The sequence below is a fragment of the Paenibacillus sp. RS8 genome, from assembly GCF_041956825.1.
GTDB lineage: Bacteria > Bacillota > Bacilli > Paenibacillales > Paenibacillaceae > Paenibacillus_AQ.
In genome coordinates, this window is record NZ_CP168131.1 from 1,817,690 (window position 1) to 1,832,062 (window position 14,373).

At 44.6% G+C, this 14,373-nt stretch carries 12 protein-coding genes and 1 pseudogene; 3 read left to right on the forward strand and 10 right to left on the reverse strand.

Translation table 11 applies throughout. The annotated features are described in order from the left end of the window. Window position 1: 1 nt before the first annotated feature. Together ACDZ28_RS09450 and ACDZ28_RS09455 are read right to left on the reverse strand one after the other, a co-directional pair. Window positions 2-1,369 (reverse strand): sensor histidine kinase, encoded by a 1,368-nt coding sequence (locus ACDZ28_RS09450; RefSeq protein ID WP_375104507.1) that lies wholly within the window; start codon window positions 1,367-1,369, stop codon window positions 2-4. Further along, window positions 1,347-2,086, reverse strand: a pseudogene (locus tag ACDZ28_RS09455) (response regulator transcription factor). The gene ACDZ28_RS09450 and the pseudogene ACDZ28_RS09455 overlap by 23 nt, the downstream one beginning before the upstream one ends. 159 nt (window positions 2,087-2,245) lie before the next feature. Between ACDZ28_RS09455 and ACDZ28_RS09460 the strand changes: the two are divergent. After that, complete coding sequence (locus tag ACDZ28_RS09460) at window positions 2,246-2,905, forward strand: hypothetical protein (RefSeq protein ID WP_042123397.1); 660 nt, start codon at window positions 2,246-2,248, stop codon at window positions 2,903-2,905. Between the two features lie 126 nt (window positions 2,906-3,031). Here the strand turns inward: ACDZ28_RS09460 and ACDZ28_RS09465 are convergent, their stop codons facing one another. After that, window positions 3,032-3,970, reverse strand: a complete 939-nt coding sequence (locus ACDZ28_RS09465; RefSeq protein ID WP_375104508.1) for a DMT family transporter — start codon at window positions 3,968-3,970, stop codon at window positions 3,032-3,034. Between the two features lie 138 nt (window positions 3,971-4,108). Between ACDZ28_RS09465 and ACDZ28_RS09470 the strand changes: the two genes are divergently transcribed. After that, window positions 4,109-5,452 (forward strand): PLP-dependent aminotransferase family protein, encoded by a 1,344-nt coding sequence (locus ACDZ28_RS09470; protein WP_375105329.1) that lies wholly within the window; start codon window positions 4,109-4,111, stop codon window positions 5,450-5,452. A 129-nt stretch (window positions 5,453-5,581) separates the two neighbouring features. Here the strand turns inward: ACDZ28_RS09470 and ACDZ28_RS09475 are convergent, their stop codons facing one another. The 4 genes from ACDZ28_RS09475 to ACDZ28_RS09490 are packed head-to-tail and all read right to left on the reverse strand — an operon-like array spanning window position 5,582 to window position 10,029. Continuing rightward, window positions 5,582-6,679, reverse strand: coding sequence for a polysaccharide deacetylase family protein (locus ACDZ28_RS09475; RefSeq protein ID WP_375104509.1), 1,098 nt, complete (start codon window positions 6,677-6,679; stop codon window positions 5,582-5,584). A gap of 21 nt (window positions 6,680-6,700) precedes the next feature. Next, the gene (locus tag ACDZ28_RS09480) at window positions 6,701-8,005 is read right to left on the reverse strand and encodes a 6-phospho-beta-glucosidase (RefSeq protein ID WP_339288812.1); all 1,305 of its coding nucleotides are present in this window, start codon (window positions 8,003-8,005) and stop codon (window positions 6,701-6,703) included. Beyond that, on the reverse strand, window positions 7,995-9,008 hold the full coding sequence (locus ACDZ28_RS09485) for an N-acetylglucosamine kinase (protein WP_375104510.1): 1,014 nt from the start codon (window positions 9,006-9,008) through the stop codon (window positions 7,995-7,997). The genes ACDZ28_RS09480 and ACDZ28_RS09485 overlap by 11 nt, the downstream gene beginning before the upstream one ends. A gap of 31 nt (window positions 9,009-9,039) precedes the next feature. Continuing rightward, the gene (locus tag ACDZ28_RS09490) at window positions 9,040-10,029 is read right to left on the reverse strand and encodes a LacI family DNA-binding transcriptional regulator (RefSeq protein ID WP_375104511.1); all 990 of its coding nucleotides are present in this window, start codon (window positions 10,027-10,029) and stop codon (window positions 9,040-9,042) included. 333 nt (window positions 10,030-10,362) lie between these two features. Between ACDZ28_RS09490 and ACDZ28_RS09495 the strand changes: the two genes are divergently transcribed. Then, window positions 10,363-11,136: a RimK family alpha-L-glutamate ligase gene (locus tag ACDZ28_RS09495; RefSeq protein ID WP_375104512.1), complete on the forward strand. Its 774-nt coding sequence runs from the start codon at window positions 10,363-10,365 to the stop codon at window positions 11,134-11,136. Here ACDZ28_RS09495 and ACDZ28_RS09500 read toward each other — a convergent pair. Genes ACDZ28_RS09500 through ACDZ28_RS09510 form a run of 3 tightly spaced genes read right to left on the reverse strand, consistent with a single transcriptional unit; the run spans window position 11,131 to window position 14,085 of the window. Next, window positions 11,131-12,480: a folylpolyglutamate synthase/dihydrofolate synthase family protein gene (locus tag ACDZ28_RS09500; RefSeq protein ID WP_052414413.1), complete on the reverse strand. Its 1,350-nt coding sequence runs from the start codon at window positions 12,478-12,480 to the stop codon at window positions 11,131-11,133. The genes ACDZ28_RS09495 and ACDZ28_RS09500 overlap by 6 nt on opposite strands. A gap of 14 nt (window positions 12,481-12,494) precedes the next feature. Beyond that, window positions 12,495-13,709 (reverse strand): hypothetical protein, encoded by a 1,215-nt coding sequence (locus ACDZ28_RS09505; protein ID WP_339288817.1) that lies wholly within the window; start codon window positions 13,707-13,709, stop codon window positions 12,495-12,497. Continuing rightward, complete coding sequence (locus tag ACDZ28_RS09510; protein ID WP_052414414.1) at window positions 13,609-14,085, reverse strand: hypothetical protein; 477 nt, start codon at window positions 14,083-14,085, stop codon at window positions 13,609-13,611. The genes ACDZ28_RS09505 and ACDZ28_RS09510 overlap by 101 nt, the downstream gene beginning before the upstream one ends. Window positions 14,086-14,373 lie beyond the last annotated feature (288 nt).

Sequence of the window (14,373 nt, forward strand, 5' to 3'; positions counted from 1 at the left end):
TCTAGGTAGGAGAGAGTACAGGGAATCCCATGGTGATCACTGCACCGCCATCCTTACGGTTCCCCGCTGTAATCAGACCTCCGGAGCGCTCTACGATCGCACGGGATATGGCAAGTCCTAGTCCGGATTCGCCATCTTTCCCTTTAACAAATCGGTGGAACAGGTATGGAAGCAGGTCTTCTGAAATGCCAGGGCCATCATCGCTAACGGAGAGTAGAACCTGGTCATCCTTAACCGAAGCATGAATGTAGATATGCTGATTAGCATAACGAGTTGCATTGGAAACCACATTAAGCAGTGCCTGCAATAGCTTATCTCTATCGGCACGGACCGTAAGCGGCTCGCAATCATCGTAGGATACATGCAGGGTCAACCCTTTTTTCATCAAAAGAGGGTTCATGCGTTCAATGGTTTCTACAACTATATCGTCCAGTGAGAGCTCGCTAGTTCTAAATATATTCTCCTCACTATCCAGCTTCGCAAGCAGGGTCATTTCCGTAACGAGTTTCTTCAGACGACTACTCTCGTTCATAATGATATCCAGGCCCTTATCGATCGCTTCCCCCTCGAAGACACCATCCTTAATGCCTTCAGCATAACCAGAGATGGACATCAGTGGGGTCTTTAATTCGTGAGAGGCATTCTGAAAAAATTGCTTCTGTACGTGGTTAAATCGATTCAATTCACCAGCCATGTCATATACCGACTTAGCAACAGCACCAATCTCTCCACCAGCCTTGATCAGCTTAACCTCTGAGAAGTGGCGCTCTTTTACTTTTTTCAGTTCTTGCTGCAGCTTCATTAGAGGCTGGATTAGTTTTTTCGTGATAAACAGGCCAAATAGGAGCATAAATGCCCCTGCAGCACCGAAAACGATTAGCAGTCTTTTGAACAGAGCTTGTTCAATGCTTGTTACTGCGCTCATAGGTGTAAGCAGAGTTAGCGTGCCTATTGGCGTAGCCTTCACTTCTGTTATATATCTTGCATCTGTTCCATTCCAAATATTCTGGAGGTCAGAGGCTTGACCAGCGACAAACTGCGCATTGGATTTTACTGCGACGGAACTCATACTCGATGAGGTGGACAATACTTTTCCTGTCTCATCACTAAGGATAGCCTCGACGCTTGCAGTGCCTACAGAAGAAGGCATGATCACGGGCAACGCACGGAGTTCAGTCTCAAAGTCTCCACTGTATGTGCTCCCCTCAACTATAGTGGCTGACATGGCAGAGCTAATGGTTCGCAGTTCCGCCTTTTGTGTTCCGACAAAATGATTAAGCAGCACAAAATGGATCACGACAGCGGTAATAGACAGGAGCAGTACCAATACAACGCTAAAGGCTAAATTAATCTGATGCGCTAGCTTCATCGATCTCCACTCCCTCCTCAATACGCATACGATAGCCATGTCCCCATACGGCTTCAATCGGCAGCAGATCTAGCTTTTTTCGCATCCGTTTAATTAAATGGTCTACGGCACGGTCGCTTCCGAAATAGTCATCTCCCCACACATGGGTAAGCAGCTCATCTCTTGTAAATGCGCGGTTGGGAGAGGCTGCGAATACTTTTAGGAGGGTGAATTCTTTACTGGTGAGTTCAATCTCTTTCCCATGCCAGAACACACGTCTTTCATCCAATAATAGCTGTAGATGAGTAACCTCAATATGCGTAGGTGTGAGGGGGTTACTACTTGCAGGTTCTATTTGGGTACTCATTTTATACCACCGTTGTAGCTGGCGTTTAATGCGAGCAACTAGCTCCCGAGGGCTAAATGGCTTGACTAGATAATCATCACTGCCTAGCTCTAAACCTAAAATTTTATCCACTTCATTATCCCTTGCGGAGATCTAATAATCGGCACTTCGGCTTCATTGCGAATTCGCCGACAAAATTCGTACCCGTCCATGCCGGGCAGCATAACGTCGAGTACCCACATATCCGGTGGGCTTGTCTGCCATAAGGTCCATGCTTCTTCAGCGCTGCCAAGAGCAATCGTGCGGTAATTTTCTTTTTGTAAATAAGCTTCTACAAGATTACGTATATGTTGATCATCATCTACTACGGCAATGAGATAGTTGGTATTCATTTAGTTAACCTCCAGATTATTCTTCTGCAATTATATCAATCCAGAGGGGAGTAGAGGGGGCTGCCATCGTTTTTCCACAAATTAACCAATGTTATGCCACACCGATTTTGTAAGCTTGGACTTGTAAGATCATTCGAATCGACGAGGAGTGTTGTATTTATGAATCAACAGATGATATTTAAAAAGTTAGCGTTATCCGCCCTACTGGTATCCGCAGTTGCTGCACCGACTGCAGCGAACGCAGCTAGCGGAGCTCAGGATCAAAGTGGAAAAACAACGGCTGCAGCGGTGGTTACTCCAGCAACTAAGGGAACAATTGCTACTCAAGTAACAATCTTTGATTGGGTAGATCCCCTTGAACTGGCTAAAACATATGCACCTAGTACTCTAGAAGACTGGAAGAAGACCTTGGATCAATATTACAAGGCTGCTGGATTTAGTGTAACCGCGGTTTCCGAGCTAGTACCTTCTGAGCAGGCAGAAGGGGTTGTGTTCTCGAAAAATATTGCATCAGCCGAAGCGCTGCCTGTGAGTTATATTGAAGCTGGTCGCAATGTTGAGGTATTGCCTAATGATGAGAAGATGGGGAGTGTCGTCTCTACTTCTATTAAAGGTGTAGCTGCAATTGCAGCAGTAGAAGTGAGTGAAGCTACAATTTCAATTCAAGAGTTTAGCGAGGCTGATAAAGCCTTTTTCAAAGCCCAAGAGGATCTGAATAGTGCTGCTAAAACCAAAGATGCCACTGTGATTAAGGAAGCTTTAGCTAAGCTGCTGGATCAATATAAAGAGAAAATCGAAGCATTTGAAACAGCTAAGTAACAGCGATTAACGCGGCTGGATACAGAGCAGAGAGAGTGAAAAGGGAAGAACAAAAGACACCTCGAGGGGTGTCTTTTTTTACGTAAATGTAAGGATCGATCGAAGGTGTACTTTAGCAGGTTTTCTCTAGTCCAGCCCAATCTCACCCTTTACTTGAAGCTTTGCCTTCTTACGCCAGTTGACTCCGATCACCCCGGCGATGATCATCACCGTGCCGGTCCAATGATACCATTCCAGCTGTTCATTCAGCAGAAGCACGCCGCCAAGAATAGAGACAACCGTCGAAAGACTGCCGAAGATGCTCACGCGTGAAGCCTCCATTCGGGATAAAGCGTAGTTGGAGAGGAAGGAGGTCACGAGGGATGAGAGTACGCCGAGATAGATCATGGAGAATATGAACTTAGGCTCCTGAAAAGGAGTGAAATATTGATTCAAGGTTCCTGCTGAACCATGCTTAATGATTGATAGACCATTGAAAAATATAAATCCGAATAAAGTAATCATATAAGTGAGCTCTTTAGGACTCCAAGTTCGTGTCAGCTTTCGGGCTGCAACATTATAGCCGGCAAGGGATAGCGCTGAGATTAGGATGAGTAAGACGCCCCAGAGACTAGAGGAAGAAATACTCACACCCGGTATGGCAAAGATAAGAATGATACCTGCAACCGAGATTAAGGTGGAGATCTTTTGGAAGCCGCTTGTAGTTTCCTTTAAGAACATCGCCGCCAAAATAATGGTGAAGATGGGCATGGTCGCCTGAATAATACCCGCTACAGCTGATGTTGTATGCAGAAGTCCAAAGGCTTGGAGCGAAAAGTACAACGCTGGGTAAAGTAGAGCAAGTGGGATGACCACTGCTGCCTTGGATATTCCAAACTTCACCCGCCCCCACCCTGGAAAAGTAAATAACGAAGCGGCGAGAAAAGATAACGTGAAACGATGAGCCAATGTATCGAATGGGTCCGAGACGGTTAGTGCCATTTTTACAAATATAAAAGAAAACCCGACAATAACAGCATTCAAGACAGCAGCTACTATCGCTTTTTGAGTAGAAGATATATTCATCAGTAAGACCTCCAAAGTGTTGCGCGCATTTAGGACCGGTCCTGTTATGTTCTTTATTCTAAGGCTAGAATAGCTGTGCTACAATGAAATTATTGTTCATCTGTACCGGTACAAAAAACTCGGAGGAGGGTGAAGAAGATATATAAGTATTCGGAATTAATTAACGATCTAGAATTACAAATCGCAGAAGACACGTACCGTGAGGGTGACAAGCTGCCCTCTATTCGGGAGCTGGCACTTCGTTATGATTGCAATAAGAGCACAGTTATTCGTGCACTCCAAGATCTTCAAGATAAACATTTAATCTACGCTGCTTCAAAGAGTGGATATTATGTTATGAAACGAAGTGGGGAGCGGAAAGAAGAAGGTGCCTACTTGATTGATTTTGCGGCATCTGCACCGGACCCGGATATTTTCCCGTATCTGGATTTTCAACATTGTATTAATAAAGCGATTGATATGTACCGTAAGGATTTGTTTATCTATGGAACGCCGCAGGGGCTGCCGTCTCTTATCCGTGAAATGCAGCGACAACTGGCCTCTTACCAGGTATTTGCTGATCCGAAGCAGATTTTCATCACCTCTGGCGTGCAGCAAGCGCTTGGGCTCTTGACCCGGATTCCTTTTACGAATGGCAGGGAGCGTGTGCTGATTGAACAGCCGAGTTACCCGTTATTTATGGAGTATTTGAAGACGTACGGCATCGAGACCGAGGGGATACAGCGTTCGGATGACGGGGTGGATTTGAATGAATTAGAGCGTTTATTTAAAACAGGCGAGTTCAAGTTCTTCTATACCGTTCCGCGGTTTCATAACCCGCTCGGTGTTTCCTATACCCGTAATCAGAAGAAGGCGATTGCGCAGCTTGCAGCTACATACGATGTGTATATCGTAGAGGATGACTACATGGCAGATTTAGAGCAGGATGCGAAGCAAGATCCGATCTATGCCTATGACAATACTTCACATGTTATCTATTTAAAAAGCTTCTCCAAGATCATATTCCCAGGTCTGCGCGTTGGTGTGGCCGTACTTCCCGAGGTGCTCTGTGAGTCCTTTAACCGATTCAAAAGACTGATGGATATAGACAGCTCTATGCTGTCCCAAGCTGCTTTGGAGCTGTATTTAAAAAGCGGGATGTTTGAGCGCCACCGTAAAAAGATGCGTTCCTGCTACGGAAAAAGGTCCATGCTCCTCCATGATTCGATCGTGAGGGAGGTAAATGCAGCCTCTGAACAGTATTATTCCTATCGTCCTGCCAGTCAGTTAGGTGTGCATACATATCTGAAATTGGCAGATAACCTTAGAGCAGAGCAAATAATCAAACGGCTGCAAAAAAAGTCTATTCGAGTGGAGATGGCGGATAGCGGTTACCTGCCCTATTTTGCTAAAAAAGAGAGAATCCTAAAGCTCAACGTGTCTAGTGTAAAAGAGCCTGACATTCCCTCTGGCATTGAACAGGTCATTCGAGAAATAAGATGAAGTAGCGGTAATAGAGGCTATGACTAACTTTGGAGGAAAAATAAAAAAGCCTGCTAAAGTAGCAGACTTAAGGGAATGCGTTATATGAACTTCTAATCTTTCTCTGGCAATGGATATGGATGATTTCTCTTACTGATCTTCTACTATCTCTGACTGCCAGCCTAACTGTCTGCACATCTCGCTCATTTTGCGAATATTGAGTCGGGCTTCAATCTTGGTTAAGCCCAGTCTCATCGAAGTATCCGCAGCCCAGCGAAGTAAGTACACCAAGGTGTCAGCCTGCGCTTCTTTAGCTGCATAATCTAATAGTACAAGGGTATTGTCCACAACACCTGCGCGTACATATCCCCAGTAGCTGCCATCAAATTGCTGTATAGTAAACAACTCGCGATCCTCTATAACTCCAACCTCTTCTAGCGGACTTTCCAGATGCTCCAGCCACTCTTTTTCAGAAGTGAAATGCAGTGTATATTGCGGAATATTCCACTCGGTAGTCTGGGTCGCGAGGTCGGTAAGCTGCTTGTTATTTTCTAAAGGAATCCATTTTTCCACGGGATGATCTAACGCTGCCGGAACGTCTACAACGATTTTCCAAGGTCTGTAGTTTACTTCTACGCCAATGGACCCTAGGATCTCAGGTACGCCGACACTTTCCAAGCCTCTTTGCTTGGCGATCCGAATAAGTGCTCTCAAGGCATCCGGTGAACCCTTTGCAACATCATTACTATGCATGACTACAATGGTTCCATTTTCAAGTGTAGGTTCAACTCTGGCAACGATTTCGTCTGCAGAAATACCTGACCAATCTCCGCAATCAACGCCTTCAATATCCAGATAACCGCCCCATTCTGTCAGCCAATCCAGATTCTCTTCCCGGAATGAGCAGTATGGAAAACGCATGAAATTTGGAGACGGAAGACCTGTTGCTTCCTGATATGCCAGCTCGGTCAGCTTCAACTGCTCTAAGAATACGGCCTTTGGCACTTGGGCCATTCGCCGGTGATGATACGTATGCGGAGCAAGTACATGACCACGGGAGAGGATTAATCTCGCCTTATCTGGATGCTGATCCATCCATTCCCCAGTGAAGAAAAAGGTGCCTACAGCCCCTTCCTCCTCCAAAACATCAAGCCACAATTCAACGGGAAGTTGGGAAGGTCCATCATCAAATGTAAATGCGCATAGTGCTTGGTTGATATCGCCTTTCCAAACCGCTTTAGCTGACATATTGACGCCTCTTTTCTATGGTTATTTGGTAAAGAAGTTCGGCAAGAACTCTTTATTGGCCTCCAGCATTTCATCCAGCATTCGTACCGCTACATCTACAGATGGAACGAGTGGATGATGTACCATGGCCTGAAGAGCAAGTGCACGGTCACCGGTTACAGCGGCATCAATAGCTAGTTGCTCATAAGTTTTGACCGCATGAATGAGTCCCTTAGCCATCGGTGGAATCTTGGTTAGTGGTAGAGGCAGTGGACCGTTCTTGGTGACAACACAGTTGACTTCGATACTTGCATCTTCTGGAAGGAAGTCCAGTATGCCACGGTTAGCAACATTCAGGGTCTGGATGTCGTTTGATCCGTTATGGAGCGATCTCATGAGATTAACAGCCGCCTCTGAGTAGAAAGCACCGCCGCGTTGCTCCAGCTGTTTTGGCTTCTCGCTTAACTCCAGATTGGCGTATAGCTCAAATAGCTCTTCTTCTACGCGCTTCACGACTTCAGCACGATTGATGCCTTGCTTAAATGATTCCATCTGCTCTTCGAGCATGGCATCTGTCATATAGAAATATTTCAAATAGTAGGAAGGGACGGCACGAAGCGATTGTAAGAACTCAGGATTCCACTCTCGGGCAGGTACGTTCTTAGCACTGTAACCTTCTGTGAGCATGTCATCCAGCTTATCTTCACCTTCAACATCGATCCGAGTAATCCAGTGCAAGTGATTCAGACCCACAAATTCGGCATAAACACGGTCCGCAGCTACGTTATATTTGGCGGATACTTGCTTGATCAGACCGATAGGTGCGTTACAGAGACCGATACTCTTTACTTTGGAGTATTTCAGAACAGCCTCAGTGACCATTCCTGCAGGGTTGGTGAAATTGAGCAGCCAGGCGTTAGGAGCCAGCTCTTCGATGTCACGGCATACATCCAGAATGACAGGGATCGTACGCAGTGCTTTCATCATTCCACCAGGGCCCGTCGTTTCTTGACCGATAACACCATACTTAAGAGGAATAGACTCATCACGTGCGCGGGCATCGAGCATACCGACACGCATCTGAGTGCTGACGAAGTCTGCGCCTTCGATAGCCTTGCGGCGGTCTGTTGTAAGATGAACTTCAATCGGAAGCCCGGATTTCTCAACCATACGTTTAGCGAGATTTCCAACGATATTCAGCTTGCGGAGTCCAGGTTCAATGTCTACAAGCCAGAGTTCACGAACAGGAAGCTCCTTGTAATGAAGAATAAAACCCTCTACCAATTCGGGTGTATACGAAGAACCCCCACCGATAACTGCGATCTTTAATCCTTGTTTAGTTGCCAAGATCAATCACTCCTGTCTTATTAGTTTGTTGAATAGATTCATAGTCTTGGAATCCGCTCATTTTGTTAAAGACTTCATTACTAAGGACTAGACCATCTTGGTCCATCGCGGACCATACGGCACCTACTACAGGTTCTGTGGTAAGGGTTACCACAGTTGCTTGTGGAGCTGCGGCTAGTACAGCCTTCTCAATTGGTCCGCGAATCCAGCCGCGATCTCCACGGGTTAGCAGACTTCCTGCCAGAACCACATCGAAGGTATCCTGCTCCATGCCAAGCTTGTGTATGACTGCAGCAGCGGATTTTCCTAACTCAACGCCTTGCCGATTTAGAATCTCTAAGGCTACGGCATCTCCTTCAGCGGCTGCTTCAAAGAGCAAGCGTGCAGCGTGTACAGGCACCTGTTTCCAATGATCGAGGAAATCATTAAACATATCCGCTACTTCCTCATAACCTAGCAAATTGAGCAGGAGGCCGGTCAAGAGTGTAGGTTGTTCTCGTCCATCCCAAGCTCTAATGACAGAGCGAAAGACTTCAATGTTGAGTGCACCACCTCCGCCGAAATCCCCGTACATGTAGTCGAAGCCGCCACACTGATAGTGCTCTCCTTTCGGGTTTCTGCCTGCCGAATTAGTGCCCGTGCCACAGATTAGTGCAACTCCATAAGTGCGAGTCGTCCCTGCGCGTAATCCGATCATCGTGTCACAGTTGATTGTGTAATTGATAAATCCGATCTCGCGTATCATTGGGTGGAGAATGGCATAATCAGCCTCGCGATCGGCACCAGCAAGTCCTAGATAAGTGTGCTTGATGTCTTTTAATCGGAGTCCGGCTTCTGAGAGTGCTCCGAATGTGGCTTCTCGAATACTGTTGGCTGCCTCCTGGGCGCCAGTCTGGTGGTTACCGTTACCGCTCTTGCCTTTACCGAGAACATTACCAAGTTCGTCGCATAGCAGAGCATAGGTTTTAGTACCTCCACCATCGATCCCTAAGTAGTAAGTCAAAGGTCATCACTCCTAGTGTATGGTATTGAATCTACTTGACTGCGGTAGATTCGCGTACAATAATTTTGGGGTCAATCCGAATGCCGGCTCCACGTTTCATCTTTCCGGAGATGCGTCTGAGCAGCATATCTGCGGCAGCCAGCCCGATTTTATCCGAAGGTTGACGTATCGTTGTAAGATATGGATGAAGCTGTGAAGCAATGTAATGATCATCATAGCCAATTACAGCTACCTCTTCGGGTACTCGAATGCCAGCTTCCATCAATGCGTTAATAACTCCAAGGGCGATATTGTCATCACCAGCGAATACTGCAGTAGGTAATTGTCCTTCGTTTAGCCAACGCTTGCAGGTATCATATCCCATTCCAATATCGAAATCGCCATGCACAATTTCAAATGGAGTGAGATTTTTTTCTTCAAGCGCGTGCAGGAATCCAGCGCGCCGCTCCCGCGTACTGCGGAACATCTCCTGTCCACAGAGATGAGCAATTGACGTATGACCGAGTGATAACAGATGACTGGTAGCCATATATCCACCCTTGAAGTTGTCGATCGTGATGGAGTAGGTGTCATTTTCAGGCTTCTGATTATCTATCAACACATAAGGGATACCTCGTCGTTTCAATTCCACAATATAATTATCCTCTTCTACTGGTGACAGTAGAATCAAACCATCTACCCGATCCTCCTGAATCAGATAGTGGCTATCATCCGATTCAATGCCTTTTGAGATGGATATGGCTAGATAATAACCATGTAGCGCCAACACCTCATTTAGTTCTTTGACCACTGCATCAAAGAAGGAATCCTGCAAGGTGGTGACGATTAGACCGATGATTCCAGTCTTGCCGCTGGCCAAGCTCCGTGCCGCTGCATTAGGGCGATAATCCAGCTCTTTAATGGCATCTAACACCTTCTGACGATTGTTTTCTCGTACCGATTCGGCTCCGTTTAGAACCCGGGATACGGTTACAACGGATAATCCGGATTTCTTAGCAACATCAAAAATACTAACCTTCATTTTAAGTTCTCCTTGCTTAAATATAAGCGCTTTAACTTTTGTACGGATTATGATTATTCTTAAGTTTAAATGTAGTATGTGTGCATCCAAAAGTTTAAGCGCTTTAACTTTTGGGTGAACTTGTTAAATTCATCTTAGAGGATGACTTCTAATTAATCAATACTTATTTTGGATATGAAAGCGATATCGTTATTTACTAATTTGTGTGTAAGTATGTCAAATATGATGACATTCATTTGTGATTTTCGAGAGCGAGCTCTCGTGCTATGATTAGGCTTGATTATATTTTTTTAGAATCGAGGAAACTGAGTGACGACTAGACCCTACCTAAAAATGATCCAGCATTCCGTGAAATCCAGAGGTATCAGCTTTGAGGAAATCACGCCGAATTTCGTATATAGAGCAACGGATGGAGTTCATTCGTTTGTAATGGTAGACGCGGAGATTGGTCTAAACAGCAGCGCTTCTACGATTATTGCCATGAGTAAATCTCTAACTTATGATGTCTTGCGCAAAGCGAATATTCCGGCTGTAGAGCATGTCTATTTAGCACATCCGGACTCCAAATTTAGCAATTTAGACCCTTATCCAATAGCTAAGGATTATTTCCATAAGTGCAATGGAGAGGCTGTTGTGAAGCAAGACAACGGGGCGCAGGGCAATCATGTGTACAGGGTTAATGAGATAGGAGCTCTGCAAGAGAAGCTGGATTTATTATTTTCCTTGCAGCTTAATGGGGCGATAGGCCCTTATTATGAAGCAGAGATAGAGTATAGAATCGTAACTTTTAATCATCTGGCACGTGTATTCCTTGGAAAAAAAAGAGTTCATTCCTGGAAGCACAATTTGATTAATGGAGCTGTTACGATTGAGGTAAGTGATCAGGCCAAACGAGAGGCGCTGGCAGAGCTTGCTTCCCAGACCTCTAAAGCGATGGGCCTTGATTTCTGTTCCATAGATATCTTAGAGACAAATCAAGGCCTCAAGGTCATCGAAGTTAATCATAAGGTTATGTTAGATGAGTATTGTAAGCAGAACCCGAGCGAAGTGCCAGCTCTATCTGATCTTTATAGGGAAGTCATTCTCCAGCGTTTTGAGAAGCTATAAGCCGATATCGAGCAGCGATTGCCCGAATAATCGTTTGGCATTTCCGATGAAGGTTTGCGTGCCGACAATTACAATAATCTCGGAGGACGATCGAGCTTTTATGTGCGTAAGAGCATCCTCCAAATAGGGAAACTCGGAGCTTTTTTCGATAAAACGCTCGGCAACACGGAGTGCATCTGTAGGAAAAGAAAGATGACTGATGTCAGGCTTTGTGACGATCAATTGCTCCGAGACCGTACTCATCACTTCGATAACCCCTAGATAATCTTTATCTTCGGGAACACCGATGATTGAAGTTACATCTCGACTGCGGTCGGGATTGACTAGTTGAATAAGCTCAGCCAGATAGGCTGCCGATTCCTTATGAATCGCTCCGTCAATAATCGTTAACGGATCATGGCAGATCACCTCACAACGACCCGGCCATTGCAGTTTTGCAAAACAATTGATTAAGAGTTCCCTATCCAGGGGACTGCCTGTAATATCCTCACATAGCGCGACTGCAGTGGCGGCATTTAGAGCTTGAAATTGCCCCAATAACGGGATCGTTAAGGACGGGTAAATCGCTTGATTTGTCCGAACATCAAAAGTAGTTCCAATGGGCGTTATTGTAATAGAGTCAGCCCAAAACTGCTCCTCATAGTACTGTACAGAATTGGAGGTAAGGTTCTCCTTTATAGTCGCTAGTACGCTCGGATTCTGCCTGCTGATATAGGCTTTTGTAGCCTTATTTTTGACGATTCCCAGCTTATGTAGCGTAATACTATTCAGGTCAGGACCCAAATTAGCTACATGTTCTTCCATAATCGGAGTAATGACCGCCCAATCATTCTTCAGGACATTCGTGTCATCAAACCTTCCGCCTCTTCCGCATTCAATTACATTGAAATCGGTATGATTCTCCTTGAAGTACAACGCCGCTATAGCTAGACCTATCCCAACAGGACCTTGATATTCATCAGCACTAAGCTGATTTTCAATCGTTTGGAATCCCTCGTGAACCACATTTCCTAATCGTACAAAATCCTCTGTGGATATGGCCCGCCCGTTAATCCGAATTCTCTCGTTGAAATCGACCAGATGAGGGGAGGTGAACAAGCCCACTTTATAGCCTAGGTGACTTAACAAAGAAGAGATGAATCTGGAGGTGGAGCCTTTACCTTTACTGCCTGTGACTAGTATGTATTGTTGATCTCGATCCGGACTTCCGACTAGATCCAGCAAAGCTCTGGTTAATTCCGGTCTTCTAACTTGTTCATCCAAAGTTTCTGTGATGTTGTTAATGGCTCTTAGATAAGAGCTATAGATCATATCTTCTACCTGGGATTGTGAAGTGAATTTCACGATTATCGCTCCATTTAGTTAATTTTTGCTCGTTCTTCAGATAGCGTCGTGTAGATGATTATCGGAAGCAGTATCAGAGAAATAGCAATGGTCAGAGCGATGCTCCAGTTCAAATCCTTATACAGCTGAACTACAGTAAACAATAAAGCGATTACGGGCAAGACCAACTTGTTTAAGTGTTTTAAGAATAGGGAGTTCATGCTTCTCTTTACGGTAACCGATGTGCCGATACTGGGGATTTCCAGTTCATTCCGTGACAAAGCGGTGATTCCGATAAATAAGTGGCTGTCGATAAATTTAAGCTGCTCATTCTCCTCATTTAGCTTGATCAGTTGGGCTATATGCTCAGTGTCTATATCTAAGATGGGGACGGTGATTGTTTTGTTGTTATAGGTGACGACGATTTTGTCGGTCTCTTCCATACCCAGCAGCTTTCTAACATTGGGATGAATTCGGCATAGATTTTGGTGTTCATCAAAAGGGTAGGGATGGCCTACTCTTAGTGTAAGCTCTCTTTTGCCAATAAAAAGATTTCCTAATGCGGTTAAAGGCCGTTTGATTCCCAGATGTATAAGTTTATGTATGCCTGGCTTGGACTGAGGACTTGTTCTTGCACGGGTAATAATTAGTTGATCATCCTCAGTGGCATGAGTCTCAAGCAGCAACATGATATATCTGTTGAAATACAGGGCATTCGGCTTGGCTGTGTCATCTTCTTTTAAAGTTAAGTTTACCCGAAAGCCATTTTTAGGATTAATAAGCTCGACATGGTTCGAATATTTACGGACAAGCGTTGGACAGGCTTTGACATAAGGCTTGGCAATCTCGTCCACTTTAGGAATTCCCCGAAGGATCGTGCTGTACTCAGGTTTGGTAATGGTTAATCCTGTTAGTGGGCAGTTTCCTAGCTTGTCCTTTGCTCTTTTCGACAATTGAATACTGCCTCTAGGGATATCACTTTTAGATAAAAGCAAACAGCTAACCTGAGCGCCATTCTCTGCTTTAAGCTCGACAAAGATATGGTGGACTAAGCCTAATTCGACTAACTCATCGGGGTTTATTGTGATTTCTTCCCGAGCTGTATAGCTCTGTTTCTCCAGTATAGTGAAGGTCTGCTCGATATTTATGTTAGGCGCCTCCCAATCGATTGATGATTTGTTCGAGGGAATGAATGGTTTTTTGGAATAAATCAAATGAATTCGGGTTACGATAATTTCGATTAATTTCAATCTGAAAACCTTGAACTAACAATTCTTTAGCCGAATACGAAGTGATCGTTCCGGGATGAGATGCAGAAAAGGTATGGTTTTGATGAACATTGGTAATACCATTATTGAAAAAAATACGTACGACTTCATTTATATTATTTTCCTGTATGGATGTTCCGTGTAATGTGCCTAAATCAATATCGAATTCTCTGTCTTTAGAAGCACCATGCAAGTCTATAACAAAGTTAATTTGATGCTCTTTGACAATTGTTCCAAGCGCAGCTTTATATTCTCCCCCAAGGATGTAATTTGGGTCTTCTTTGGAGAAGCTATTGGAATAAATACAGTGGCAATCTGTGAGCTTGTGTAACAGCAGCGCTAGCGAACCTGTATACATGTCTGCAGGTTTTACAGCATGTTCTCTATAGTGGTTAATGGCATGCGGAGCAGATACAAGTACGGGAAGGGTGCCAACTTCAATGGAGTAAGAGGGCTCTACCCCAATATCGCCAAAATAATTATTATTAGAGAATTGTAACTCATACTTTTCGATCAGAGATAAGATATGATATCACCTATTCCTATTTATTTTGAATCTATTATAACGTCTGAGGATTTGTGATGGCGATTTTTTCTAATAAAGTGGCTATTGAAATGTTGGAAACGGTGTGCTAATATTTCAATT